General features: G+C 28.7%; 26 protein-coding genes and 1 riboswitch. All 26 genes read left to right on the top strand.

Annotated features, from left to right (window positions below):
- Window positions 1-73 precede the first annotated feature (73 nt).
- Entirely contained in the window at window positions 74-2,224 is a 2,151-nt protein-coding gene (locus KGF36_RS08955) for a glycosyltransferase family 2 protein (protein ID WP_227827781.1), read from the top strand.
- Between the two features lie 27 nt (window positions 2,225-2,251).
- On the top strand, window positions 2,252-4,111 hold the full coding sequence (locus KGF36_RS08950; protein WP_227827780.1) for a bifunctional glycosyltransferase family 2 protein/class I SAM-dependent methyltransferase: 1,860 nt from the start codon (window positions 2,252-2,254) through the stop codon (window positions 4,109-4,111).
- A 46-nt stretch (window positions 4,112-4,157) separates the two neighbouring features.
- Window positions 4,158-6,824, top strand: a complete 2,667-nt coding sequence (locus KGF36_RS08945) for a glycoside hydrolase family 99-like domain-containing protein (RefSeq protein ID WP_227827779.1) — start codon at window positions 4,158-4,160, stop codon at window positions 6,822-6,824.
- Window positions 6,817-7,485 (top strand): glycosyltransferase family protein, encoded by a 669-nt coding sequence (locus KGF36_RS08940; protein WP_227827778.1) that lies wholly within the window; start codon window positions 6,817-6,819, stop codon window positions 7,483-7,485. The genes KGF36_RS08945 and KGF36_RS08940 overlap by 8 nt, the downstream gene beginning before the upstream one ends.
- A gap of 248 nt (window positions 7,486-7,733) precedes the next feature.
- Window positions 7,734-7,822, top strand: a riboswitch (cyclic di-GMP riboswitch).
- Window positions 7,823-8,230: 408 nt separating this feature from the next.
- On the top strand, window positions 8,231-8,548 hold the full coding sequence (gene flgB, locus KGF36_RS08935; protein WP_227827777.1) for a flagellar basal body rod protein FlgB: 318 nt from the start codon (window positions 8,231-8,233) through the stop codon (window positions 8,546-8,548).
- A 7-nt stretch (window positions 8,549-8,555) separates the two neighbouring features.
- The gene (gene flgC / locus KGF36_RS08930; protein ID WP_054272255.1) at window positions 8,556-8,960 is read left to right on the top strand and encodes a flagellar basal body rod protein FlgC; all 405 of its coding nucleotides are present in this window, start codon (window positions 8,556-8,558) and stop codon (window positions 8,958-8,960) included.
- Window positions 8,961-8,969: 9 nt separating this feature from the next.
- On the top strand, window positions 8,970-9,287 hold the full coding sequence (fliE, locus tag KGF36_RS08925; protein WP_227827776.1) for a flagellar hook-basal body complex protein FliE: 318 nt from the start codon (window positions 8,970-8,972) through the stop codon (window positions 9,285-9,287).
- 24 nt (window positions 9,288-9,311) lie between these two features.
- On the top strand, window positions 9,312-10,856 hold the full coding sequence (gene fliF / locus KGF36_RS08920; RefSeq protein ID WP_227827775.1) for a flagellar basal-body MS-ring/collar protein FliF: 1,545 nt from the start codon (window positions 9,312-9,314) through the stop codon (window positions 10,854-10,856).
- Between the two features lie 12 nt (window positions 10,857-10,868).
- On the top strand, window positions 10,869-11,939 hold the full coding sequence (gene fliG, locus KGF36_RS08915; RefSeq protein ID WP_227827774.1) for a flagellar motor switch protein FliG: 1,071 nt from the start codon (window positions 10,869-10,871) through the stop codon (window positions 11,937-11,939).
- A complete protein-coding gene (locus tag KGF36_RS08910) occupies window positions 11,923-12,663 on the top strand; it encodes a FliH/SctL family protein (protein ID WP_227827773.1) in 741 nt (246 codons plus the stop codon). The genes fliG and KGF36_RS08910 overlap by 17 nt, the downstream gene beginning before the upstream one ends.
- 3 nt (window positions 12,664-12,666) lie before the next feature.
- Window positions 12,667-13,986, top strand: a complete 1,320-nt coding sequence (fliI, locus tag KGF36_RS08905) for a flagellar protein export ATPase FliI (RefSeq protein WP_227827772.1) — start codon at window positions 12,667-12,669, stop codon at window positions 13,984-13,986.
- A gap of 31 nt (window positions 13,987-14,017) precedes the next feature.
- A complete protein-coding gene (fliJ, locus tag KGF36_RS08900) occupies window positions 14,018-14,464 on the top strand; it encodes a flagellar export protein FliJ (RefSeq protein ID WP_227827771.1) in 447 nt (148 codons plus the stop codon).
- Window positions 14,465-14,492: 28 nt separating this feature from the next.
- A complete protein-coding gene (locus KGF36_RS08895) occupies window positions 14,493-15,698 on the top strand; it encodes a flagellar hook-length control protein FliK (RefSeq protein ID WP_227827770.1) in 1,206 nt (401 codons plus the stop codon).
- Window positions 15,699-15,715: 17 nt separating this feature from the next.
- Entirely contained in the window at window positions 15,716-16,324 is a 609-nt protein-coding gene (locus tag KGF36_RS08890; protein ID WP_227827769.1) for a flagellar hook assembly protein FlgD, read from the top strand.
- A 26-nt stretch (window positions 16,325-16,350) separates the two neighbouring features.
- Window positions 16,351-17,331 carry a flagellar hook-basal body complex protein gene (locus KGF36_RS08885; protein ID WP_227827768.1) on the top strand — a complete coding sequence of 327 codons (981 nt, stop codon included), beginning with the start codon at window positions 16,351-16,353 and terminating at the stop codon, window positions 17,329-17,331.
- 12 nt (window positions 17,332-17,343) lie between these two features.
- A complete protein-coding gene (locus KGF36_RS08880; protein WP_054268815.1) occupies window positions 17,344-17,547 on the top strand; it encodes a flagellar FlbD family protein in 204 nt (67 codons plus the stop codon).
- Window positions 17,547-18,365, top strand: a complete 819-nt coding sequence (locus KGF36_RS08875; protein WP_227827767.1) for a motility protein A — start codon at window positions 17,547-17,549, stop codon at window positions 18,363-18,365. The genes KGF36_RS08880 and KGF36_RS08875 overlap by 1 nt, the downstream gene beginning before the upstream one ends.
- Entirely contained in the window at window positions 18,355-19,050 is a 696-nt protein-coding gene (locus KGF36_RS08870) for an OmpA family protein (RefSeq protein ID WP_227827766.1), read from the top strand. Before KGF36_RS08875 ends, KGF36_RS08870 begins: the two co-directional genes overlap by 11 nt.
- A gap of 11 nt (window positions 19,051-19,061) precedes the next feature.
- The gene (gene fliL, locus KGF36_RS08865; RefSeq protein ID WP_227827765.1) at window positions 19,062-19,505 is read left to right on the top strand and encodes a flagellar basal body-associated protein FliL; all 444 of its coding nucleotides are present in this window, start codon (window positions 19,062-19,064) and stop codon (window positions 19,503-19,505) included.
- Window positions 19,506-19,519: 14 nt separating this feature from the next.
- A complete protein-coding gene (locus KGF36_RS08860) occupies window positions 19,520-19,894 on the top strand; it encodes a flagellar biosynthetic protein FliO (protein ID WP_227827764.1) in 375 nt (124 codons plus the stop codon).
- Window positions 19,895-20,560: a flagellar type III secretion system pore protein FliP gene (gene fliP / locus KGF36_RS08855; protein ID WP_227827763.1), complete on the top strand. Its 666-nt coding sequence runs from the start codon at window positions 19,895-19,897 to the stop codon at window positions 20,558-20,560. It begins immediately after the preceding gene.
- 12 nt (window positions 20,561-20,572) lie between these two features.
- The gene (fliQ, locus tag KGF36_RS08850; RefSeq protein WP_227827762.1) at window positions 20,573-20,842 is read left to right on the top strand and encodes a flagellar biosynthesis protein FliQ; all 270 of its coding nucleotides are present in this window, start codon (window positions 20,573-20,575) and stop codon (window positions 20,840-20,842) included.
- Window positions 20,843-20,853: 11 nt separating this feature from the next.
- On the top strand, window positions 20,854-22,668 hold the full coding sequence (locus tag KGF36_RS08845) for a fused FliR family export protein/FlhB family type III secretion system protein (RefSeq protein ID WP_227827761.1): 1,815 nt from the start codon (window positions 20,854-20,856) through the stop codon (window positions 22,666-22,668).
- Window positions 22,669-22,676: 8 nt separating this feature from the next.
- On the top strand, window positions 22,677-24,752 hold the full coding sequence (gene flhA / locus KGF36_RS08840) for a flagellar biosynthesis protein FlhA (RefSeq protein ID WP_227827760.1): 2,076 nt from the start codon (window positions 22,677-22,679) through the stop codon (window positions 24,750-24,752).
- The gene (flhF, locus tag KGF36_RS08835; protein WP_227854681.1) at window positions 24,727-25,743 is read left to right on the top strand and encodes a flagellar biosynthesis protein FlhF; all 1,017 of its coding nucleotides are present in this window, start codon (window positions 24,727-24,729) and stop codon (window positions 25,741-25,743) included. The genes flhA and flhF overlap by 26 nt, the downstream gene beginning before the upstream one ends.
- Entirely contained in the window at window positions 25,740-26,618 is an 879-nt protein-coding gene (locus tag KGF36_RS08830; protein WP_227827758.1) for a MinD/ParA family protein, read from the top strand. The genes flhF and KGF36_RS08830 overlap by 4 nt, the downstream gene beginning before the upstream one ends.
- Window positions 26,619-26,627 lie beyond the last annotated feature (9 nt).

The following is a 26,627-nucleotide window of genomic DNA, read 5'->3' as shown; positions in this document are numbered from 1 at the left end:
AAGTAAGGGATAAAGAGTAAAGCATTGCTTTACTCTTTATTTTTAATAATTTATAACAGAAAGGAACAAGATTATGTTACTTAGTATTGTAATGATGGTTAAAGACGAAGAAAAATTTCTAGGAAAATCACTGAAATCATTGAAACCTATTATAGAAAGGTTAGATAGTGAGCTTATAATACTAGATACAGGTTCTAAGGATAAAACTGTAGAAATAGCAAAAAAATTTACAAGTAATGTTTATTTTCAAAAATGGAATGATGATTTTTCAGATATGAGAAATAAATCAATATCTTATTCAAAAGGTGAATGGATACTCATAGTAGATGCAGATGAGATATTAACTAAACATGAAGATTTATTAATGTTTTTTGAAACTGGAATATATAAAAAATATAATTCTGCTTCAGTAAACCTTAAAAATATATTTGCAAATTTTGAGTCTGATGAGAGATTGACAACAACTGTGACACTAATGAGATTATTTAGAAGTGACAATTTTAAATATGAGGGAAAAATTCATGAACAACCAATATATGAAGAACCAATATATAAAAACATAGCTGAATTTGATCATTATGGATATTTTTATGAGGATGAAGAGTTTAAGCTTAATAAAACTAAAAGAAATGGAATATTATTGTGTGCAGAGTTAAAGGAAAATCCTGATAATCCATATATAAATTATCAAATGGGTAAGAATCTAGTATCTGAAGGTGAAGAAGTGGAGTCACTTGAATATATAGAAAAAGCCTATAAACTATATAGAAAATATGGAGATGCACCAGAATATGTATATACAAGTTTGGCAAATAGATATATTGTGAATGGAAAATATAAAGAGGCTGAAGAATTATGTACTAGATACATAACAAAAGATAAAAATAATATTGATATATATTACTATTTAGGTAATGTACAAAAATCCCTTGGAAAAATAAAAAACAGTATTATATCATTTGAGAGATATATTTATCTTGTAGATAATTATGACATTAGTACACAATCAAACTCTTTATTTGCGGATGGAAATTGTATCTCTAATAGAGATACTATCATTTGCGAAATTATATTTATGTATTATGCAATGGAAGAATACCATAAAGTTATAGAAAAGTATAATAATATAAATAAGTATATATATAAAAGACAAGTAAACAAATTTTTATTTGCATCTTTAGAAAAAGTTAATAAGTTGGATGAAATATTGGAGTATTATAATAGATTACCAGATTCTAATGTAGAAAGAGATAGTTTTTTTTATGCTCTAGAACAATTAATCAAAAGCTTAAAGAAAGAGAAAAAGTTAAAACTTTATAGTATGCTTTCTGCTATAGATGGAAATTATGGAAAGCTAAATCGTATAAGATTAAAAAATGAAATTTCATTAGATGAATGCAAAGAAATATTAAAAAATGAAAGAAATCCTATTTATGGAGTACTCATTAATATAGCATATGAAAATAAATTAGATATATTTAATATAGTAAAGGATTTAGACATAATCTGGATAGAAAAATATATGGGTTATGCCATTAAATATGATAATGAATTTGCTATCAGTTTATATAATTATATAAAATATGTTCCAACTACTTTTGAAATTGAAAAGATAAAAATTTATAAGGTAATATCTAAACTTGTTTTAGATAACTGTAGTTTAGAAGAAAATAAATATATAGAATTATTTTATTTCTATATAGTATATTCTTATGAGTATATAAGGTTTTTATATAAAGAATTTGAGGATGCTGATTTATTAAAATATTTATGTAATGATATAGACAGATTTACAATAGAATTCAAATGTATGCTTTATAATAATGATAGTATAAATAATTTGGAGTATATTAATAAAATAAAAAACTTGATTAATGAGTATCCTTACTATAAAAGAATAATAAAAATATTAATAAAGGATTTTGAGGAAAGTTTAAATGAAAGTAATGAATTTAAGAAATTAAAGGATGAGTTTATTAATAATATAGAAGGTATGATTAATAATGGAGAATTAAAAAGTGCTAAAATATTAATTGATGAATATTCCAGAACATTTAAAGATGATGCAAGAATTTTAAATATAAAAAGTATAATAATGATTATAGATAAAAATTTTAATGAGGCTGAGTTTATGCTAAAAAAAGCTTATTCTTTGGATATGTCAAATGAAGATACTTTATATAATATAAAATATCTTCATGAGTTGAGATATAATATGAAATAAATTTAATTTGAGAGGATAGTAATAAATATGAATGGATATATAAATTTGGATAATTCGATTGATTTTGTGGAAAAATATCAAATTAAAAATCAAGATGTACAAAATTTCACAAGTATAATTATATTAACTTATAATCAGCTAGAGTATACTAAACTGTGTATAGCAAGTATAAAAAAGTTCACATATGAAAATTCATATGAGATTATTGTTGTTGATAATAATTCAACAGATGGAACTGTGGAGTGGTTAAAAGAACAAAATGACTTAAAAATAATATTTAACAATGAGAATCAAGGTTTTCCAAAAGGATGTAATCAAGGAATTGAAATATCTAGTGGTAAAAATATAGTTCTCTTAAATAACGATGTTATAGTAACTCCAAACTGGCTTTATAATATGGATAAAGCATTATGGAGTAATAAAGATATAGGAGCAGTTGGAGCAATTACTAACAATTGTTCATATTATCAAGAAATAAAAGTGGACTACAATTCTATAGAAGAATTAATTGAATTTTCAAATAAAATTAACCAAAGTAATGAGAATTATTGGGAGTATAGAATTAAACTCGTTGGATTTTGCATGGTTATAAAAAAAGAAGTATTGGATAAGGTGGGTCTATTAGATGAAATTTTTTCTCCAGGTAATTTTGAAGATGATGATATATGCTTTAGAATGATACAAAATGGATATAAATTATTTTTGTGTAAAGACACTTTTATTCATCACTTTGGAAGTATTTCATTTAGAGAAGATATATGGAGATATAACGAGATATTAAAGAGCAATAGATTGAAATTTATGGAAAAATGGAAATTTAGTGTTGAATATAGCAATAATATTAGATTCGATCTAATTGATATGATAGAAGAACAAAAAGATAAAGAACTACACATACTAGAAGTAGGTTGTGGAACAGGCGCAACGCTTTTAGAGATAAAAAATCAATATAGAAATGCAAAAGTATATGGTATAGAGCTGTGTGAAAGTCCTGCTAAAATAGCACAAAATATAGCTAATGTGCTAATTGGTAATATAGAAACAACAAAAATTTCGTATGAGAAAAAGTATTTTGATTATATAATTCTAGGAGATGTATTAGAACATTTAAATAACCCATGGGATGTGTTACATTCCTTTAGAGATTATATAAAAAAAGATGGGAGTATAATTGCAAGTATCCCTAATATAATGCATGTAAGCGTGTTAAGAGAATTAATTTGTGGAAATTTCACATATGCTGAATGGGGAATTTTAGATAAAACACATTTAAGATTTTTTACATTAAGTGAAATTCAAAAACTATTTTCTGGAAACAATTATGATATAAATAGTGTATCTGCATCTATAGTTGGATTAACAGAGGAAGATGAAAAACTTATTGATTGTCTGTGCTCAATGTCAGGTGAAAATATGAGAGATCAGTATCAAGCGTATCAGTATAAAATAAAAGCAACATATGCTGTGGATCTAAATAGAGTTTATGAAGATAGTGATTTGATAGATTTAAAATACAGGCTGATAAGAATTGACAACGAGATAGATATAGAAAGTAGTTTAGAGTTTATATTTAACATAGAAAGTAAATATGGCGACGAATTTATTGATTATGCAAGGTTCTTGATTGATGCTAATGTAATAAATAAGAGTAGGGTTTTAAATAGAATTGGTGTAGAAGCTTATAATATAGGTTTATATGAATTATGTGTATCTATATTTATGTTGTCACTTGAATTTGATAGAAATGATGTTGACACAATCTACAATATTATTTCAATTTTTAACATTATGGGTGAAAATGAAATAGCAATGGATATACTAGAGAACAGTAATGAATTAGTTAAGGGAAATAGTGACATTCAAGAACTGATGTTTTCATTTCAATAGAAGGATTATATAAGAAAACATTTAATACAAAAGGAGATTTGTGATAATGAATTATAATATGAGCTTGGATAATAATATGATAAATATTATAAGTGAATATGAATATAATAATGACAAAGTAAATACGAATTTTACAAGTATCATAATTTCAGTTCATAATCATATAGAATATACAAAACTATGTATTGAAAGCATAAGGAAATTCACATCTATAGGAACTTTTGAAATAATAGTTATTGATAATGCATCAACTGATGGTACAATCAAATGGTTAAAATCGCAAAATGATTTGAAAATAATACAAAACAAAGATTATCCTACAGAAATGTTTACAGGGTATATTAGGGGAATAGAAGCTTCTAAAGGAGAAAGCATATTATTTTTGGAGAATAAAATTGTAGCCACACCGAATTGGTTAGATAATTTAAGCAAAGCTTTATATAGTGACAACAATATAGGTATAGTGTGTGCAGTATCAAATGAAGATTCTATATGTAAAAACATGAATTTAAAATATGACAATATATTAGATATGTTAGATTTTTCTAAATGTTTTAATGTGTCTAATAGTAAACTATGGGATTATAAATTTAGTTTATCTACTAGTTGTTTTTTAATTAAAAAAGAGGTATTGAATCAGATAGGAGACTTAGATAAATTATTTACTTTGGAGCATTATATATTTCAGGATGTATTTCTGAGAGTAATAGATAAAGGATATAATCTACTTATGTGTAAAGATACATTTGTTCATTGTTTTAATAAAATACTTCACGATAGAGATGATGAGTTAAAATATATTAAAGAGATAAATAATGAAAAATTAAATTCAAAATGGAATTTTTATATGAAGAACAGTTCTAAAAATTATTCGGAAATTATGCAGATGATTAAATCACGAAAGAAGGAGTCTATAAATGTATTAGAAATTGGATATGGTTTAGGAGAGGCTCTATTAGAGTTAAAAAATATCTATAGGAATGCTAATACTTATAGAACAAAAATTAATATAAATTCTGGAGAACTTGGAGAAATAGTATTTAATAATTTAATGCGAAACACAGAAGGAATCAATCTGAAAAGTATGTATGGATTCTTTGATTATATTATATTTCCAAATACATTAAACTGTTTAAGAAACCCATGGGATGTATTAAGAAATATATATGAATATCTAAAAGAGGATGGATATATACTAGTCAGTGTGCCAAATATAATGCATATAAGTGTTATTAAAAAACTTATAAATGGGTCATTTTCATATTCAGATTCTGAAGTTTTAGATAAATCATACTTAAGATTTTTTACATTTAAAGAGATACATAAATTATTTAAAGAAACAGGCTATGAAATAGTTGAGATATATTATAGTAAAACAGATATGGAAAGTGAAGAATTACAATTGATTGAAAATCTAAGTGGTTTGCTTACTAAAGATATTAAAGAGGAATACTTTGTAGATAAGTATTTCTTAAAAATAAGCAAAAAAAATAAAAAATGTTTAGAGAATGATATAAATAAGTATAAAATGTACATAGATTATATACATAATAAGAACTCTTTTTCATCAGAATATAGTAAAGATATAAGCTTAGATTATGAATTTAATAAAATAGATAGTAAACTCATAGCATACTATTTACCCCAATTTCACTTAGATGATAACAATAATGAATGGTGGGGTAGAGGAAGTACAGAATGGGATAATGTATCAAGAGCAATTCCACAATATATTGGACATTACCAGCCAAGATTACCTAAGGATCTTGGATTTTACAGTTTAGAATCTATAGATACATTTAAACGTCAAATACAATTGGCAAAAGGAAGTGGTATTTATGGATTTTCAATATACTATTATTTGAGTGGGGATGTAAAATTACTTAGAAAGCCATTAGATATCCTTTTAAATAATAAAGATTTGAAGATACCTTTTTGTTTATATTGGGCGAATGAAGACTGGACAAGAGGGTATAAAAGTGATAATAAGGAGATATTAGTAAAACAATTAGATACAAAAGAGGATTATAAAAATGCTATTTATGATATGAAAAGATACTTAGAGGATGATAGATATATTGAAATAAATAATAAAAAAGTTATAATGATATACAGGCCGTTAAATATTCCTGACCCTATTGAAGTAATTGGTTTTTGGAGGGAATACTGTAAATTAAATAACATTGGGGATATTTACGTAATTGCTACAAAAGAACCTTGGGGTAAAGATAGCTCCTATTATCATCAGTGTGGGTTTGATGCGGTTAACGAATTTAGCCCACATGGAAATATAAGTACTGATTTATCTAAATATAGCATTATAAACAAAGAAATTGATTTTATAAAAGATAATTATGAAGGTAGAGTTTTTGATTATAGAGAATATGTTGAAAAGAGAAACTATATAGACTATGAATGTAATAAAATCTATAAATGTGTTACACCAAGTTGGGATAACACCCCAAGGAAAGCTGAAAAGTCGTGGATATTTGAAGGTTCATCTCCAAAATATTACTACATGTGGCTTAAAGATATTATGACTATGAATAAAAAAAATAGAAACTTAGATGAAGATATAGTTTTTATAAATGCATGGAATGAATGGGGAGAAGGAGCTATACTAGAACCATGTTCTAAATATGGATATGCATATCTTAATTTAACACAAAAAGCTATCAAGGATGTTAGGAGAGAATTCTTTAAATATGAATAATAAGAAAATTTGTTTTATAACAGCAGTTAATAATACATTATCATATATAGAGTGTCTTTTCTATATAAGTAGACTAAAGAGACCTGAAGGGCTTGAAGTAGAAATAATATCTATAAGAGATGCATCATCTATTGCAAGTGCATATAATAATGCTCAGAGTAAATCTGATGCTACCTATAAAGTATATCTACATCAAGATGTTTTTATAATTAATGAAAATTTTATATATGATATTATAAGTATATTTGAAAGTAATAAATCAGTTGGAATGATTGGAGTTTGTGGTACAAAAAAATTATTTTGTGAAAATTATTGGCAAGTTGGAAAAGTATACGAGTCAAGTGTTACAGGAAAAATGTCATTATTAAGCTATGATGAAGTAGAGCAAGAATATGAAGAAGTGCTTGGTATTGATGGTCTAATAATGATAACTCAATATGATTTGAGATGGCGAGAAGATGTATTTGATGGATGGGATTTTTATGACTTATCTCAAAGTATAGAATTTATAAAAAATAAATATAAAGTTGTAATACCAAACCAAAAAAAACCGTGGTGTGTGCATGATTCTGGGTTATTATGTATCTCTGATGAATACTATAAATATAGAAAAATGTTTATTGATATTTATTCTGAGTTTATTGATACTGATAAAGTATAATAGTTTTTTAATATAAAAGCTATTTAAACTAAGATATGTGGGTTAATTATTCCATTCCCGATAAAATATTTAAACTAATAGATTAAATTTTATTGAGAATGGAATAACTGTTTTTGTTTAAATTTTATAAGATTACATTCAAAAATAAACACTATATCATACATTGAAAATTAAATTATAAAATAAAATAGAAGAATATACACAAAAATATATTTAAAAAATTTGTTATTTATTGTATACTTAAGTTAAAACTAAATTGGCAAAACTAGAGAAATTTAGTGACGCAAAGCTATAGGGGCTAAGGTTTGTATATAAACTATGTCAGCCAGTTGCCAAAAAGAGTCCTAAGTATACTATACTGTATACGTAGGATTAGTCGAATTGACTGCCTTTTTGGCGGTCATTTTGTTATGAAAAAATTACTTTATTACAGTAAAAAATATATATAATAACAAATTTTACCAATTTATAATTTAAAATAGAGATAAAGCATATAAAAAAGTTACTATTTTACAAAAAAAGGCAACTTTGCAAAGAAATAATTAAATACATATTAAAATTTTTTTTTATTTTCACTAGAGTTTACTGAGGAAAAATTTGTTTTCTTACTAAAATGATACATTATTATATTAATGTAATAGAAATGCAATTAATTTGGATAAATAAAGAAGTCATTTTTTGTAATATAGCAACTCCGTTTTTAATTAATAAATAGAGTAGATGAATATTTTAAGGAGGAGTGAATATGAATACATATGACATTATAAAAATGGGATTAGATGCAACTAATCTAAGAAGTCAGACAATAGCAAATAATATAGCAAATATAAATACTGAAGGCTATAAGAAACATTATGTAACTTTCGAAGAAACATTAAATGATGCCATGCCTAAAATAGAAGAAAAAACAGATAATTCTAAAGGATTAAGAGTGGATGGTAATAATGTAGACATAGAAGAAGAAAAAGTAAATCAAGCAATGACAACATTACAATATAATGCTTTGATAGGTTTTGCAAATGGTAAAATAGCAATGACTAAATCAATAATAAGTGGGAGGTAAATAAAAGATGAGTGTGTTCAGTGGAATGGAAATCTCTGCTAGTGGTTTAACAGCAGAAAGTTTGAAAATGGATATCATATCATCAAATGTAGCAAATATAAATGCTACAAGAGGTCCAAATGGAGAAGCATATAGACGAAAAGTAGTTTCATTTGAAGAAAATTATGATAATAAATTAGGTATGTTAGGAGTAAAAGTCACATCTGTTGAAGATGACAAATCACCTCTTAAAGAAGTATATGACCCATCTCACCCAGATGCAAAGCCAAATGGATATGTAGAATATCCTAACGTAAATATATTAGTTGAGATGACAGACTTAATAACTGCTTCACGAGCATATGAGTCTAATATAGATACATTAAATGCTCAGAAGTCTATGATAGCAAAAGCACTGGAAATAGGAAAGTAGGGATAAATTATGCCAATTACACAGATTAACAACCTAGTGCAAGGAGCACAGTTAGAGAACTTAATTGGAGAAACTAAACCATTAAATACTAATAATAAAGAAGAAAAAAAGAATTTTGAAGATGTAATAAAAGATACTATTGATAAAGTTAATTTTCAACAAGTGACAGCAGATGATATGAAAGAAAAATTTATAAAAGGCGAAGATGTTTCTATGCATGAAGTTATGTTAATAGGTCAAGAAGCACAACTATCTATGCAATATCTAATAGAAGTTAGAAATAAGATTCATGATGCATATCAAGAAATGAATAAAGTACAAATTTAGTCTTTTGAACAGGAGTAATAATCAATGATAGCCAGTTTTAAAAATAAGATTAAGGAGCAAGTTGCTAAATCTAGGACAAAAATAGGTTCTCTAAAAAAGGGGACTAAGATAGCATTAGGTATAGGGATTGTTGCTATATGTTTAGCGCTAGTATTTACAGCAATATCTGCAAGCAAAAATAAGTATGCAGTCTTATTTTCAGAGCTAGATGTTCAAGATGCTGCAGATATATCAGCAGAATTAGAGTCTAGAAAGATAGATACCAAGGTAAAAGGAAGTACAATTTATGTTCCTAGAACAGAAGTTGATAAGTTGAGGTTAGAGTTAGCTCCAAGCTTGACAAGTGGTTCTAAAGGATTTGCACTTATGGATGATAGTTCATCAATAGGGCTTACTGATGAAGAGTTTCAAATTAAGAAGCAACGAATGATGCAAGGAGAAATAGAAAAAACAATCAAGAGTTTTCCTCAGGTGGAAGATAGTAGAGTACATATAACATTTGGTGAATCTTCTGTATTTGAGAAGGAGGCTGTTCCAGGAAGTGCAGCAGTTTATTTGATGCTAAAGCCAGGAACAACTTTAGAGAAAAATCAAATAAAATCTGTTATGGCACTTGTATCAGGAAGTGTTACAAATATACCAGAGAAAAATGTTCAAGTTATTGATAACAAAATGAACTTATTATCTGAAGGCATCTTAGACGATGAAGAAGTTGATGAAAACAATCAACCGATAAATGGTGCTATTAGTATTGATAAAAATAAGGCATCTGAGCAGGCACTGGATAAACAATTAGAAAAATCTATTTTAGACATGTTAGAACCAATATTTGGTACAGGAAAGGTAAAAGCTACAGTAAATGCTGATTTGAGTTTTGATACAGCTGAAAAAACTGAAATAAAAATTGACCCTGATAAAGTTGCTATAAAGGAAACAAGGTCAAAAAATTCATCTAAATCTGCGACAAATAATGTCCAAGGTGTAGATGCTAATATGAATAACCAAGGAAATAAAAATGGTACTAATACAGAAGATAGTTTGGATGAGAGTTTTGAATATGAAACAGGTAAGATTGAAACTCATACTATAGTTGCGCCTGGAGAACTTAAAAGATTGACAGCTTCTGTTGCTATAGATGGAAAAATAGCTAAAGGTGTTCAAGCTGATGTGGAAGATATTGTTAATAATGCTATAGGCATGGATGGAGCTAGGGGAGATACTCTTAGCGTTGTTTCAATGGTATTTGACCCTAAGGGTAAGGCAGAAGCTAAACAAGAAATGGAAGATATTAAAAAAGAAGGATTCAAAAACAATATAATAAAAGCGGTTGTTGGAGTAGTAGCAGTTGTTGCAGTAGGTGTTATTGGATACTTAATATATAAAAAGAGAAGTGAACAAGAAGACATGGATTATGAAGATGAAGTTTATAGTACTAATTCTATTGATAAGAAAGACAATCCTCTGTTAGGGGATGACCCAGAATTGACATTAGAGGAAGCTGTTAAAATGTATGCAGAAGAAAAACCAGACCAAGTCACAGAGATAATAAAAACTTGGTTAAATGAGTAAGGGGGATAGAAAGTGTCCGCGGAAATTACAAATGTTAATGCGTTTGATTTAAGTGATATAAGTGAAAATGATAAGAAAGAGAAGGTAGAAGGTGAAGGTTTAAAAAAAGCCGCTGTACTGTTAATGACATTAGGTCCAACTGTGGCTAGTGATATAATAAAAAGTCTACCAGATAAACAAGTTCAAAAAATAGGTTTGGAAATTGCAAATATTTCTTCAATAGCTTCAAAAGAAAGAAGAGAAATATTAAAAGAGTTTGTAGAAATAAATAAAGCGAAAGATTATGTTATAGAAGGCGGGCTTGAATATGCCAAAGAATTGTTAAGTAATGCCTTGGGAAATGCCAAAGCAAGTAAATTACTTGAGGGTATATCAATAGATACAAGTACAAAACCTTTTAAACATATTATAAAACTAGATGTAAAGAAGATATTAGAAATACTTAGAAATGAAAGTGCACAGACTATAGCCATTTTACTTGCACATATGGAACCTGAAAATGGCGCAGAAGTTTTAGCTTATTTAGATTTTGATTTACAAAATGAGGTAGCTATGAGAATAAGTTCAATGGGTTCAATATCTCCAGAAGTTATAAGTGTAATTGAAACTTCATTAGAGAATAAAATGCATTCAATAAGTGGTGAAGATTTTAAAGATTATGGAGGAATAGCTACTCTAGTTCAAATATTGCTTAATTCTGATAGAAAAACAGAAAAGAATATTTTGAATACTATTGAAGAAAAAGACCCAGCTTTAGCAGCTCAAATTAAATCTAATATATTTGTATTTGAAGATATTGTCAAGTTAGATGATATAAGCATACAGAAAGTACTGAAAGAAGTAACTATGAAGGATTTAGTATATGCTTTAAAAGGTGTGGATGATGAAATATCAGATGCTATATATAGAAATCAATCCTCTAGGGCAGCAGAAGCACTTAAAGAAGAGATGGAAATGGTTGGTGTCATAAAGGTTACTCAGGTTGAAGGTGCTCAACAAAAAATAGTGAGTATTGTAAGAAAACTTGAAAGAGAAGGTGCCATAACTATTGTAAGGAATTTTGGTGATGACTTTGTTGAATAATAAAATTATCAAAAGTGAAAAAGCATCATATAAAGGAGTACTAGACTTATCTATAATAGATAAAGCTAGAGTGGGAGAATCAAATATAAACGAAGATAATGATTGTAGATTTAGAGATGAAGTAATAAAAGAAGCTATAGAATCTGCTGAGATAAAAAAGAATGAGATATTGGAAGAAGCAAAAATAAATGCACAAAATATAGAAAAGCAAGCATATGAAAAAGGATATAGTCAAGGTCAGAAAAATGGATATGAGGATGGATATAAAGAGTCATATAATGAGTATACCCAAAAAGCTAAAGATGAAGCAGATTCTATAAGAAATCAGGCAAATTTAATCTTATTACAAGCTAATGAGAAAATGACTGAGTACATAAAGGAAAAAAATAAAGAGATTATAAGACTTGCTATTAATATGGCTAGTTCTGTTCTAAAAAAGCACTTTGAAGATGAAGAATCTATGAGTGATTTGTTAAAGCAAATTATTCAAGATTATGAAGGAAGTAGTTCATTCATAGTAAGATGTAATTCTTTCTATAAAGATAATATAGAGAAAGAGTTTGAATTATTTAAAGAAGAAACATCATTAAAATCAAGTGTATTTGTTATTGCAGATGATAGCATAGATAAAGGAAATGCTATTATACAAAAGGAAAATGGAAGAATAATAGTTGGTATTGATTGTGCTATGGAAAAACTAAAAGAAGAATTGCTTGGTGAATAAAGTATGTATAAAACTGATATATCTATAGATTTTGACAAAATAAATAAGAAAATAGAAAATTTAGAACTTACTATATCAGAAGGTAGAGTTAAGAAAATAATAGGGCTTACTGTAGAAGTTGAAGGGATAAAAGCTTTTGTTGGAGAGCTATGTGTTATATACAATCAAGTCAACAAAACAGTGAATTGTGAAGTAGTAGGTTTTAAAGATAAAGAAGTAATATTAATGGCATTAGGAGAGTTAACATTAATAGCACCTGGTTGTAAAGTTATTTCTAAGGGGATACCTTTAAGTGTTATGTGTAGCGATAATTTACTAGGTAAAGTACTTGATGGTCTTGGAAATCCTATAGATAACTCAGAAGTTGTTTTAGGAGACAGATACAACTTGAATAATGAACCTCCTGACCCAATGAAGAGAAAAAAGATACGCAATATAATGGAAACAGGTGTAAGAGCAATAGATGCATTTACTACTTGTGGTGAAGGACAGAGAATAGGAATATTTGCAGGAAGTGGAGTAGGTAAGAGTACAACTCTAGGCATGATTGCTAGAAATGCAAAAGCAGATGTAAATGTAATTGCCCTTGTTGGAGAAAGAGGAAGAGAAGTATTAGATTTTATTGATAAAGACTTAGGTGAAGAGGGAATGAAAAAATCTGTTGTTGTATGTGCGACATCAGATAAAGCACCATTAGTTAGACTTAAAGGTGCCCTTACAGCCACTGCAATAGCCGAATACTTTAGAGATCAAGGGAAAAAAGTAATACTTATGATGGATTCTGTGACTAGATTTGCTATGGCGCAAAGAGAAGTTGGAATAGCCATAGGAGAGCCACCAGCACAAAAAGGATATACACCATCTGTATTTGCCATTTTACCAAAACTCATGGAGAGAACAGGGACATCAGATAAAGGCTCTATCACTGCATTTTATACAGTATTAGTTGATGGAGATGACTTTAATGAGCCAATAGCAGATACTACAAGAGGGATACTGGATGGTCATATAGTTCTATCTAGAGATTTGGCAAATAAGAACCATTATCCTTCCATAGATGTCTTGAATAGTTTAAGTAGACTTATGAATGAGATTGCTTCAAAAGAAGATATAAAAATAGCATCATTTGCAAGAGATATGCTCTCTGAATATAGAGAAGCAGAAGATTTGATAAATATAGGTGCATATGCTTCAGGTACCAATAAAAAAATAGATGAAGCAATCTATTATCATGAGCATATTATCAATTTTTTAAAACAAGGTATAAATGAAAAGAGCTCTTTTAACGAAACTATAAGTAGCTTGAAAAGAATATTTGAATAAATAACTTAAAAAAATATTTGAAGAGGTTGTGATGGAATTGGATAAAAACTTTAAGTTTAGATTACAGAAAGTTTTAGACTTAAAAATGAAAGATGAAGAAAAAATAAAAATGGAGTTTGCTAAAATTCAACAAAAAAAAATAGATATAGAGAATAATTTAGAAAACTTAGAAAGTAATTATAATAAATATGCTATAAGTAAAGATAACGATAGTATTCAAAATCAAAAAATAACTATTAACTATTTGTTGGCTCTAAATAACTCTATAATGGATTTATCAGAGGAACTGGATAAGTCGACAAATGAACTTGAAAAAGCTAGAAAACAGCTTATAGACAAACAGATAGAAAGAAAATCATTAGAAAAACTAAAAGAGAAAAAGTATGGACAGTATTATAGAGAAGAAAATTTAAAGGAACAAAAAACTAATGATGAGTTTGCAAGTATGAGTTATTTGAGAAATAGACAAGTTCTATAAGAATAGTAGGAAGTGAGGATATTATTGTATGAAGATACAAGCAGATTCTTATAATGTTATTAAAGATATTGTGGATAAAAAAAGTTCATCTAAGAATAAAGATGTAAAAAAGAATAAATTTGAAGATAATTTGTATAAGGTAACAGACAATAAACCAGTTAAAGATAGAAAAGAAACAAGCAATCAAAATGTTAGCTCAGATAAACCAGAAGATAGTGATAATGAGTGTCATTTAGATGAAGATAAAAGTAATCACTTAGAAGATAAAAGTACATATGAAAAAGATTGCAGTAAGATTAATGAGATTTTACAACAATTACTAAATATTTTAAAAAATAATGATAAAAAAGATAAAGATATAAATTCTATATTAAATGATATAGAAAAGCTAAATGTATCAGATGAATTGAAACAAGAACTTAAACTTAATAAAAATATGTTGAATAAGATTGCAAACCAAAATGCAGAATTAAATAAAGCTAATGCGAATAAATCTGATGAAGCGCAAAATTTAGACATGATGAAGTTAAGAGAACTTTTAGAAAATAATGCTAAAGGAAACTTTGAAGTAATTAGTAAAACTACAGAGGATGATAATAAAAGCATAGATTTATACAACTTTGATAGTAATAGAATGGACAATCTTAACTCAAATAAGCAAAGAGATGATAGTTCTGATATTTTGGAAAAACTAGCAGGGGTTAATGGAAATAAAAACGGAAATTTGGGTCAGGTAATAAATAAAAGCATGGATATAAACAAAACTAAAAGCGATAATGTTAATTTAAAACATATAGAATCAAACGTCATGGATGATTCGATTAAGGCTATTAAACATATGAAAACAAATGATATACAAGAGTTAACAATTAAATTAAGACCAAAAGAATTGGGAGATATGAACATACAATTATTGAAAGATAATGAGAGTATGAAAGCTGTTGTAACTGTTTTTAATAAAGACGTATTTGACTCTATAAATAAAAATATAACAGATTTAAAGCAACATCTTGAACTTACGAATGTAAATATAAAAGATGTATCAGTGCAAATGCATAGTGATAATAGAAATACATCAGATACTTTTGATAAAGCATTTGAACAACAGAACAGACAAAATAACCAAGAAAATATGAATAAGCAGGATACAAATAATAAGCGTAACAATATAGTCATAGAAGATGAGATTAAAGAAAATCTTATTGATGATGATAGAGTAGATTTATTAGCGTAATAAGGGGGTAATACTGTATGTATGGAGTGGCAACAGCTTTAGCAGGGGCTCAAGGAAACTATAGGTCAAATAACTTGAGCCAACTTGAAAGAAATATTAATGATATTGCGAATAAACAAGTTAGAAGTAAAGGAAATCAGACAGTAACAGACAACGGAACTCCAATTATAGGGCAGGGTGACGATGCTGATAAAGACTTGTTTATGAAAATACTTGTAGCACAAATGGGTAATCAAGACCCAATGAATCCACAAGACCCAACAGAGTATGTATCACAATTAGCTCAGTTTGCAACTTTAGAAAAGATGTCAGCTATGAACGACAAGCTAGATATACTCTTAGCTTTAAGTAACTCTACTCTAATAAACTCTGCTTTGAGTATGGCAACGTCATTAATTGGTAAGGAAGTAGAAGTATCTGGAGAAGAGAAGGAAGATGAAAACATTGTAGGTGTAGTAAAGTCCACATATATAAAAGATGGAGAGGTACACTTAGAACTGAAAGTAGATGGTAGTGATAAAACTGTAGATGTTAAATATGAAAAATTACTTAAAATAGGAGAAGTAGATACAACTTCAGGAGAAGAAAATAACCCTCCAGAGCAAGAATCTCCAGAACAAGAATAATATTAAATTAGAAAAGAGGTAAATTCATGATAAAAGCAATGTATTCAGGTGTAAGTGGAATGAAAGCAAATCAAACTAAACTAGATGTAATAGGTAACAATGTAGCAAATGCTGGGACTACTGCTTTTAAGAAAAGTTCAGCTAGAATAACAGATTCATTTTATCAAACTGTACTATATGCAAGTGCTCCAACAGCTGCGTTAGGGGGAACAAACTTAGGACAAGTAGGTGTAGGTAGTAAGATATCAAGTATAAATAAAGATATGACACAAGGAAATGTACAGCCAACTAATAGACCATCAGATTTGATGATAGATGGCGATGGGTATCTTCCAGTAGTGAGACAAGGTACAGTTATGTATACAAGAGATGGTTCTTTTAACTTAGATACAGGATTTAAAGCAGCAGCTGGACCTTTGCAAAATATCAAAGGTGGAAGACTTGTAAATGGTGATGGGTATATGTTACAAGGCGAGGTTTATAAGGGTACGTATGATGCTACTACTGGTGAATTTACTAAAAATGCTACTGCAGAAGGAAAAGAACCTATTGTAATACCACTTCAAAGCGTAAGTCCTAAAGATGGAACAGTCCAAAATGTACTAGAGTACAATATATCAAAGGATGGTACTGTAGAATTTTTATTAAGTGATGGTCAAAGAACACAGTTTGTATATCCTATACCTGATGGTAAAAAAGTAGGAGATGCATCTGGTTTAAATATTAATGATGGTAAGATTCAAAAAGTACAAACATATGCATTCCAAAATCCAGCAGGACTAGACGCAGAAGGAGGAAACCTATACAAGCCATCAGCAAACTCAGGAGACCCACAAGTAGCAGGAGCTACAGGAACAATAATACAAGGAGCAATAGAAGCTTCCAATGTAGATATAGCAGAAGAATTTACAGAAATGATAATAGCAAGTAGGTCTTTCCAAGCAAACAGTAAAATAATATCTACATCAGATGAGATACTTCAAGAAATAATAAGTCTTAAGAGATAGTAGGTACATAGTATGATAAGAGTAACGGATTTAAACGGAAGAAGCTACATATTAAACTCAGACCTTATAGTAAGAATTGACTCAGTTCCGGAAAGTAGAATATTACTTACAACAGGAGAAAAAAATCTTGTAAAAGAGTCTGTAGACGAGATAGTAGATAAAGTAATAAAGTATAAAAGGAAAATAAATGTAGGTTATATTAGGAGCGAAAAGTAATGAAAAAAACAGATTCACTGACATTCATTGGACTAATATTATCTACAGTATTAGTTTTATTTGGAGCAGTAAAAGGAAGTAGTACAGGATTAAAAAGTTTTTTTGACTTTTCATCAATATTAATAACAGTATTTGGGTCATTTGGAGCATTGATGATTACATTTACTATTGATGACATGAAACTTATAAAAAATGCACTACAATACTCATTTAAAACAACGAGTATATCAAGATTAGACTTATTGAATCAGTTTAAAGCACTTTCCAAAAAAGCGAGAAGAGAAGGTCTTTTGTCAATAGAAAGTGATGTAATGAAAATACAAGACCCATTTATGAAAAAAGGATTAGAGCTATGTATTGATGGTCTGGAAGTCAATGAAATAAGGTCTATATTAGAATTAGAGATAGATTCTGTTGAAGATACAAATAACAGATATTCAAAGATATTTAAAACTTGGGGAACATTTGCACCTGCATTTGGAATGTTGGGGACTCTAATAGGTCTTATACAAATGTTATCTGACCTTACATCACCAGATTTGATTGCTTCTGGTATGGGAAAAGCATTAATTACTACATTTTATGGTTCTCTACTTGCAAATATTGCTTTAAATCCAATTGCATATAACATAGATGAAAAAACGGAAAAAGAAGTTTACATAAAAGAAATGATGCTGGAAGGTATAATAAGTATACAATCTGGCGAAAGCAGTATAGTAGTTGAAGAACGATTAGCAACATATCTTTCAAGAAGTGAAAGACTAGAGTTCTTGAAATCTAATAAAAATACAGAAAGAGTAATTAGTAATGGCGCGTAAAAAAAATAAAAAAAAAGATGAGATAAACCCAGATGCATGGTTGGCCACTTATGCAGACACAATAACTCTAATTCTTACTTTTTTCGTATTGCTATATGCAACATCAGTTGTAGACATGGAAAAATTTAAAAATATATCAAATGCATTAAAAGGTCAGTTTTCTGGAGTAAGTATGTTTAACACAGGTTCAAGTACAAGTGCGAAGTCTCCAATAGATAGTGTTTTAGTGGATAAAAATGATAAGTCAGATTTAGAACAAGATTTAAAAGATAAGGTTAATAATTCTAACTTACAAAAGAGTGTAACAGTTAAGGATGATAGTAGAGGGATTTTATTAGAGTTAGATGACTCAATCTTATTTGACTCTGGGATTTCGGAGTTAAAAGTTGATAGTAAAGCTACTCTAAATAAAGTATATGACATGATAAAAATGATGAAAAATAAGATAGTTATAGAAGGTCATACTGATAATGTACCTGTAAAATCAAGTACACATGAGTCCAATTGGGATTTATCTTCTAGTAGAGCAGTAAGTGTTGTAAGATACTTTGTAGAAGAAAAGGGCATGGACCCTAAACTATTTTCAGCAACAGGATGTGGAGAGTATCAACCTTTAGTTTCAAATGATACAGCAAAAGGAAGAGCTGAAAATAGAAGAGTTAATATACTTATAACTATCGACTAGGAGGAAGAGTTTTGTTCAAAAATAAAAAAATTATTCTAATTATTTTGATACTGATTGTTTTCTCAGCAGGAGCAGGGTTTTTTATATTAGGTAAAGGTGGAAATGGACAAATTGATAAGATTATAGGTTTGTTTATTCCAACAGGAAAAGGTAAAGATGAAATAAAAACAGAAAATCTTGATTTAGAAGAAATGGTATTGAAGCTAGCTGATGAAGGTGTAAGATATTTAAAGGTGTCAATAACTGTGTCTTATGATGCTTCATATAAAGATATAGAAAAAAATACACCTTTAATTAGAGATAATATCATAAATTGCCTTATGGCAAAAAGAGCAGATGATTTTGCTGCTGAAAACCTAAATAATATAAAAGATGAAATAAAAAATACTTTAAATACAAATTTAGGTGGAAATGTAATACAAAACATATATTTCACAAATATAGTAGTACAATAAAAGGATGGTAAGACATGATACTTTATTTATTAAAGATATTAATATGTATTCCAATAATTTTAATATTGATAGTCTTATCTTTAAAAATTAGCCAGGGAACTTTATTAAAAAAATACAATGACAAATATGTAAAAATACTAGACATTGTAAGTATAAATAAAAACAATAGCATAATAATTTTAAAAATAGGTGAAGAAGGATGTATTATTGCATCTTCTTCAGCTAGTATGAATAAGATAAAAGATTTGACCAAAGAAGAAATATCAAAAATAGAAGATGACATTAAAGAAAGAAATTTTAAAATCCAAGATTTTAAAATGGAAAAAATCAAAGCAAAATATGATTTCAGTAGATATATTGGAAAATTTACAAAAAAGGAAGATAAGTAAATGGAACTATTATCAAAATTACCTTTGGCTGACGTACCATATACAAGTTCAATGCAATTGTTTTTATTTCTAACTGCATTAATGTTTTTACCATTTGTAATGTTCATGATGACAAGCTTTGTTAGAATAGTCATAAGTTTATCATTTTTGAAATCAGCATTAGGAGCACAACAAGCAATTCCAAGTCAAGTTTTGGTAGGGCTTGCAATAGTATTGACAATATTTATAATGAGACCAGTATTAAATGAAATAAACGAAAAGGCATTACAACCATATATTAAAGAAGAAATCACTATGGAAAAAGCTATGAAGGAAGCAGAAGTACCTATTAAAGAGTTTTTATTAAAGCAAACTAGACAAACTGACTTAGATTTATTTGTAGAACAGGCAGGGTTAAAAGAAAAAAAATTAACTCGTGAAAATATACCCTTATCTGTTGTAGTTCCAGCTTTTGCGATAAGTGAGTTAAAAACTGCTTTTCAAATAGGTTTTTTAATATACATACCATTTTTGATAATAGACCTTGTTGTGGCAAGTGTTTTGATGTCTATGGGAATGTTTATGTTGCCTCCAGTCATGATATCATTACCATTTAAGTTGTTATTATTTGTAATGGTAGATGGATGGAACTTGATAGTAAAAACATTGATATTGGGATTTGGATAGGAGAAAAATAGTATGAGTGAATTTATGATAATGAGTGTTCTTAAAAATGGCATGTTTACAGGAGCTATGATTGCAGCTCCAGTACTAATTGTTTCTCTTGTAGTTGGACTTTTAATAAGTGTGTTTCAAGCTACAACTCAAATCCAGGAGCAAACATTGACTTTTGTACCAAAACTAATAGCAATTCTTTTAGTAGTAGCTATTGGTGGAAGCTGGATGTTACATACTCTTATTAATTTTACTTCTGAGATATTCAATATGATATCTCTTATAACTAAGTAGGTAGGGTGCATATGATTTTTGTATTTATTAGAATAGTAGCCTTCTTCGGAACATTGAGAATACTATTTCCAGCTGGTACACCTGCTTTATTTAAGTCACTTTTTGCAATCATTATATCAATATTGATTTCAAGTACTATGCAAATTGAATATGCAACAAATATAGATAATATTGTAATGTTTACGTTATATGGTATAAATGAGACGATAACAGGGATTATTCTCGGATATATAACTAATCTATGTTTTTATAGTATCAGAATGGCAGGTTCTATGATGGACCAACAGATGGGATTATCAATGATTAATATGTTTGACCCAAACTCAATGGCTCAAACAACTTTAATTGATAATCTTATGAACTGGACAGCAATAATGATATTTTTTAGCATGGATGGGCATCATGTTTTAATTCGAGGTATAAGGTATAGTTTTGAGTTAATTCCAATAGGAAAATCATTTGTAGATAATAATATAGATTATATAATAAACATATTTGTGCAGTGCTTTATAACTGGATTCAAAATAGCAATACCTATTGTACTTTGTCTGCTTATGGCAGATTTTATATTAGGTCTTATATCAAGAAGTGTACCTCAACTAAACGTAATGATAGTTGGTATGCCATTAAAAATATTGGTTGGTATAGCACTATTTATCATATCAATACCTTTAATTGTCAACCAAATAAGTCATTTATTGAGTCAGATACCAAAGATGTATGAGGGAACTTTTGCACTAGCCCCCATGTTTTTTATGGGTTCAGCAGATAAAACAGAAGAAGCCACTCCAAAGAAAAAGGGAGAACAAAGAAAAAAAGGTAATATAGCAAAAAGTAGAGAATTACCCGTTGCAATGACTCTATTTGCATTCACTTTATTAGTCCCTACATTATTTTCATACGTAGTAGATACACTTAAATCTTCACTTAATCATTTTTTAAGTGTGAATTTTTATATGGATATAAATTATTCAAATCTAGAAAAATTAGTTATAGTGGGATTAATGGATTTTTTCAAGATATTTTTGCCAATAGCTATTCCATTCTTGGTTTTAGGTATAGCAGCTAACCTGTTTCAAGTGGGAATATTGTTTACTGGGGAAACTTTGAAGCCAAATCTATCAAAATTAAATCCAGTTAGTGGATTCAAAAATATGTTTTCTATGAAAAGTTTATCAACTTTAATAAAGGATGTAGCGATTATATCTGTCTTAGCATACATAGGATATAAATTCTTTCAAGATAATTATTTAGATATCTTAAAGCTAGGTAATATATATCTTCCAACTTTAATGTATACAATTAAAGACTTAGTATATTCTATATTAAGTAAAATTTGCATAGCTATGATAGTTATAGCAGCTACAGACTATTTTTATCAAAGATATAGTCATAAAAAGCAACTTAGAATGACAAAACAAGAAGTAAAAGATGAATATAAAAACTCAGAAGGGGACCCAGAAATAAAAGCTAAAATAAAACAAAAACAAAGACAAATCTCATCTCAAAGGACTATGCAAGCAGTACCAAGCGCTACTGTAATAGTAACCAATCCAACTCACTTATCTATAGCAGTGAGATATGAAAAAGGAAAGGACCAAGCTCCAGTAGTAGTGGCAAAAGGTGCAGACTATTTAGCTTTTAAAATAAGGGAAATCGCAAAGGGAAATGATATCCCAATAATAGAAAATAAACCTATCGCTAGGTTGTTATATAAGCAAGTAGAAATAGACCAAGAAATTCCAGAGGACATGTATCAAGCTTTTGCAGAGATATTAGTAGCAGTATATAAAATCAAAAATAGATACAAAGTCCCAAAAAGGTAGGATAAGTAATGAATAAGTTTAATCTAAAGGAACATATGGACGTAATAGTGGCTTTTGGTGTCGTAGGAATTGTTCTTATGATGATAGTGCCATTACCTACATTTATATTAGATATTTTACTGGCAATTAACATAAGTTTATCTGTGCTAATTTTATTAATGACATTATTTACAACAAATGTACTTGATTTATCTATATTTCCAACAGTGTTACTTGTTACAACACTATTTAGATTGGGATTAAATCTTTCATCAACTAGATTGATTTTAACTCAAGGATATGCAGGTGAAGTTATAGAGGCATTTGGAAGTTTTGTTGTAGGTGGAAATTACGTAGTAGGTATAATTATATTCCTAATTATATTAATTGTTCAATTTGTCGTTATAACTAATGGTTCTGGAAGAGTATCTGAAGTAACAGCTAGATTTACGTTAGATGCCATGCCAGGGAAGCAGATGAGTATAGATGCAGATTTAAATGCAGGAGTTATAGATGACAAAACCGCTAGAAAAAGAAGAAAAGAACTCCAACAAGAAGCTGATTTTTATGGATCTATGGATGGCGCAAATAAGTTTGTAAAAGGAGATGCTATAGCAGGTCTTATAGTAACAGCAATAAACATAATAGGAGGAATTGTAATAGGAGCTGTAATGCTAAACATGACTCTTATGGGTGCAGCTCAGACTTATGTAAGACTTACTATAGGTGATGGACTTGTAAGCCAGATACCAGCTCTACTAATATCTACATCAGCTGGTATAATCGTAACAAGAGCTTCGACTGATGAAAACTTTGGTGACTTAGTAGGTAAGCAATTAACAGCAATACCAAAAGCAATAATGATGACTGGATGTGTTTTAATTGTACTTGGTATGATGCCTGGATTACCTAAACCAGCGTTTTTTTCACTGGGAATAGGTGCAATAGCAGCAGGTTACTTCTTAGGAAGAGAAAAGAAGGATACCTTAGAAGATTTAGATTTTGAAAAACCTGATATGGTAAATCCAGACAAAAACGAAGTAGAAGATGTAACAAACTTAATAAATGTAGAAGCTATAGAAGTAGAAATTGGATATGGATTAATATCTCTAGCTGATGAATCAGCAGGAGGAGATTTACTTCAGAGAATAGCATCAATAAGAAGACAATGTGCCATAGACATGGGGATCGTTGTACAACCTATAAGAATAAGAGATAATTTACAATTAAATCCGAACCAATACAATATAAAGATAAAAGGTAATGTAGTTGGTGGATATGAGATAATGCCTAATATGGTTTTATGTATGGACCCTATGAATCAAGGTTTTAATATATTTGGAATAAAGACAATTGAGCCTACTTTTGGAATAGAGGCACTTTGGATAGAAAGTGATAAGGTAGAAGATGCAGAGTTAAAAGGTTATACAGTTGTAGATTCATCCACAATACTTATAACCCATTTACTAGATATAATAAAATCCAATGCACATGAATTGCTGGGAAGACAAGAAGTTAAGACTATTATAGATGCAGCAAGAGAAAATTATAGTGCTGTAGTTGATGAATTGATACCAGATTTAATGACACTTGGTGAGGTTCAAAAAGTACTTAAAAATCTGTTGAGAGAAAAAGTAAATATAAAGGATAGGGTTACAATACTTGAAACACTTGCAGACCAGTCTCGAAATACAAAAGACATAGAGCTTCTTACTGAATATGTGAGAATAGCTTTAGCTAGAAGTATTTGTACGAATTTGGTGGATGAAGATAAGTCAATTGTAGTGGCTACATTATCTCCAGAAACTGAGGAATTAGTATCCAATAATTTACAAAGGTCTGTAAATGGAACTTATCCAGCCGTTGACCCAGAAAATACAAACAAAATATTTGAAAGTATACAAGATGTAATAGGTAATGTATATTTCAATCATAATATACCAGTAATAGTAGTATCACCAAAGATAAGAGCACCATTTAGAAAACTAGTTGAGATTGTATATCCTAATTTGACGGTACTATCATTAAATGAAATACCTAATGATGTTAAAATCAAAGCAGAAGGTGTGGTGAGCATATATGATGACGAAAAAGTATACAGCTGATACAATTCAGGATGCTATGAATCTAGCCAAAATGGAATTGGGTGACAATATTACATTAATAGATAAAAAAGAGGTAAGAAAATCTGGAATACGAGGTATTTTTTCTAAGAGAGATATCGAATTAACTGTTGGATGGGAAAAGATAGATAAAGTAGAACAAAATGACTTGAAACGAGAGGTAGAACAATTAAAGTCAATTATAAGTAATATGGGGTTTGATAATAAGAATGACAATGATATAGATAAAATATGTAAGAATCTACTAAATCTAGAGTTAAATGAAGAAATTGTAGAGTCCATAAGAACTGACTTACAAGAAATGAAGTTCAATGGAATTGATACAAGTAAAAATTTAGTGGAAAGTCTAAAGAAAAAGATTAAAATAGAAAATCCAACGATAAATGGGAAAATCGCTCTAGTTGGACCACCAGGAGTAGGTAAGACAACTACAATAGCAAAGTTAGCTGCAAAATTAGTATTTGAGGAAAATAAAAAAGTAGGTGTAATAACTATAGATACCTATAGAATTGGTGCTGTAGAGCAGTTAAAGATATATACTGACATAATGAATATTCCTTTTAAAGGAGTAATAAGCCCTGATGAGATGGAGTTGGCACTTGATGAGATGAAAGATTGTGATGTTGTATTAATAGATACCACAGGTAGAGGATATAAAAATTCTATGCAAATACTAGAAATCAAAAATCTCATAGATAAAGCTGAAACTGATAATATACACTTAGTTTTGAATTGCACAACAAGAGAAAATGATACAAAAGCAATTATAGATTCATATAGAAATGTTAACTTTAAAAGCTTAATAATTACAAAGCTAGATGAAACAATCACATATGGTTCCATCTTTAACATAGTGAATTATGCACAAAAACCAATATCATATATTACAATAGGGCAAAATGTTCCTGATGATATTATAAAACCTAATGAAGATAAGATTATAAGATTACTATTAGGAGTTGAAAGTATATGATTGACCAAGCTCAAATCTTGAGAAAAATGGCAATAGAAAAAAAAGGACTTGATGAATTTATAGTAGATAATGGGAATGCACCTAAGATAATTACAATAGCTTCTGGGAAAGGTGGTGTTGGAAAGAGTAATCTTGCTACAAATTTGTCTATCTGCTTGACTAGGCTTAATAAAAAAGTTCTTATATTAGATGCAGATATAGGAATGTCAAATATAGATATAATAATGGGTGTAAATGTAAAAGGTACGATAATTGATGTAATTAATGGAGAAAAAAATATAGAAGATATAATTTCACAAACTAAATATGGTGTGAATATAATTTCTGGAGGTTCTGCACTTAATCATATAGAAGATTTTACAGAAGCTCAAAGAAATAAGTTTATACATAGCATAGAACAGATTCATGATGTCGATTTTATAATAATTGATACAGGAGCTGGTATGAGTAAAAGTCTATTGTCATTTATATATTGTAGTACTGAATTTTTCTTAATAACAACTCCAGAGCCAACATCATTGACTGATGCATATAGCTTACTAAAGGCTATAAGTAATTTCGGTATAAAGAGAAGTGCAAACATAATAATCAACAGGGTAATAAATTTAGAAGAGGCAAAATCTACATACAACAGAATAAAGATGGTTGTAGACAAATTTTTAAATCTTAATTTAGAGCTATATGGATATATAATAGATGATAAAAAAGTAGGAATATCTGTAAAAAAGCAGATACCATTTATTCTGGAATATCCTACAAGTAGCGCTTCAAAGTGTATTATATCTATAGCAAAGAGAATGGTAAGTCAGTCAAGAGAAGATATTGATGAGAGTAAGGGTCTACTAAGAAAAATGTTTAGTATATTTAAAAGCTAAGGAGGCGTA

It is taken from the genome of Clostridioides sp. ZZV14-6009, from assembly GCF_020658095.1.
Classification (GTDB): domain Bacteria; phylum Bacillota; class Clostridia; order Peptostreptococcales; family Peptostreptococcaceae; genus Clostridioides.
This window is presented reverse-complemented; position numbering and strand designations above follow the sequence as displayed.

Excerpts from the sequence above, each read along its gene's own strand:
- KGF36_RS08830 (WP_227827758.1), top strand. The coding sequence starts at position 25,740 with ATGATTGACCAAGCTCAAATCTTGAGAAAAATGGCAATAGAAAAAAAA.
- flhF (WP_227854681.1), top strand. The coding sequence starts at position 24,727 with ATGATGACGAAAAAGTATACAGCTGATACAATTCAGGATGCTATGAAT.
- KGF36_RS08880 (WP_054268815.1), top strand. The coding sequence starts at position 17,344 with ATGATAAGAGTAACGGATTTAAACGGAAGAAGCTACATATTAAACTCA.
- KGF36_RS08870 (WP_227827766.1), top strand. The coding sequence starts at position 18,355 with ATGGCGCGTAAAAAAAATAAAAAAAAAGATGAGATAAACCCAGATGCA.
- KGF36_RS08910 (WP_227827773.1), top strand. The coding sequence starts at position 11,923 with ATGACTTTGTTGAATAATAAAATTATCAAAAGTGAAAAAGCATCATAT.
- KGF36_RS08955 (WP_227827781.1), top strand. The coding sequence starts at position 74 with ATGTTACTTAGTATTGTAATGATGGTTAAAGACGAAGAAAAATTTCTA.
- KGF36_RS08890 (WP_227827769.1), top strand. The coding sequence starts at position 15,716 with ATGTATGGAGTGGCAACAGCTTTAGCAGGGGCTCAAGGAAACTATAGG.
- fliF (WP_227827775.1), top strand. The coding sequence starts at position 9,312 with ATGATAGCCAGTTTTAAAAATAAGATTAAGGAGCAAGTTGCTAAATCT.
- KGF36_RS08860 (WP_227827764.1), top strand. The coding sequence starts at position 19,520 with ATGATACTTTATTTATTAAAGATATTAATATGTATTCCAATAATTTTA.
- KGF36_RS08895 (WP_227827770.1), top strand. The coding sequence starts at position 14,493 with ATGAAGATACAAGCAGATTCTTATAATGTTATTAAAGATATTGTGGAT.
- KGF36_RS08950 (WP_227827780.1), top strand. The coding sequence starts at position 2,252 with ATGAATGGATATATAAATTTGGATAATTCGATTGATTTTGTGGAAAAA.
- KGF36_RS08875 (WP_227827767.1), top strand. The coding sequence starts at position 17,547 with ATGAAAAAAACAGATTCACTGACATTCATTGGACTAATATTATCTACA.
- fliJ (WP_227827771.1), top strand. The coding sequence starts at position 14,018 with ATGGAATTGGATAAAAACTTTAAGTTTAGATTACAGAAAGTTTTAGAC.
- KGF36_RS08845 (WP_227827761.1), top strand. The coding sequence starts at position 20,854 with ATGATTTTTGTATTTATTAGAATAGTAGCCTTCTTCGGAACATTGAGA.
- KGF36_RS08945 (WP_227827779.1), top strand. The coding sequence starts at position 4,158 with ATGAATTATAATATGAGCTTGGATAATAATATGATAAATATTATAAGT.
- KGF36_RS08940 (WP_227827778.1), top strand. The coding sequence starts at position 6,817 with ATGAATAATAAGAAAATTTGTTTTATAACAGCAGTTAATAATACATTA.
- fliI (WP_227827772.1), top strand. The coding sequence starts at position 12,667 with ATGTATAAAACTGATATATCTATAGATTTTGACAAAATAAATAAGAAA.
- flhA (WP_227827760.1), top strand. The coding sequence starts at position 22,677 with ATGAATAAGTTTAATCTAAAGGAACATATGGACGTAATAGTGGCTTTT.
- flgC (WP_054272255.1), top strand. The coding sequence starts at position 8,556 with ATGAGTGTGTTCAGTGGAATGGAAATCTCTGCTAGTGGTTTAACAGCA.
- flgB (WP_227827777.1), top strand. The coding sequence starts at position 8,231 with ATGAATACATATGACATTATAAAAATGGGATTAGATGCAACTAATCTA.
- fliP (WP_227827763.1), top strand. The coding sequence starts at position 19,895 with ATGGAACTATTATCAAAATTACCTTTGGCTGACGTACCATATACAAGT.
- fliE (WP_227827776.1), top strand. The coding sequence starts at position 8,970 with ATGCCAATTACACAGATTAACAACCTAGTGCAAGGAGCACAGTTAGAG.
- KGF36_RS08885 (WP_227827768.1), top strand. The coding sequence starts at position 16,351 with ATGATAAAAGCAATGTATTCAGGTGTAAGTGGAATGAAAGCAAATCAA.
- fliQ (WP_227827762.1), top strand. The coding sequence starts at position 20,573 with ATGAGTGAATTTATGATAATGAGTGTTCTTAAAAATGGCATGTTTACA.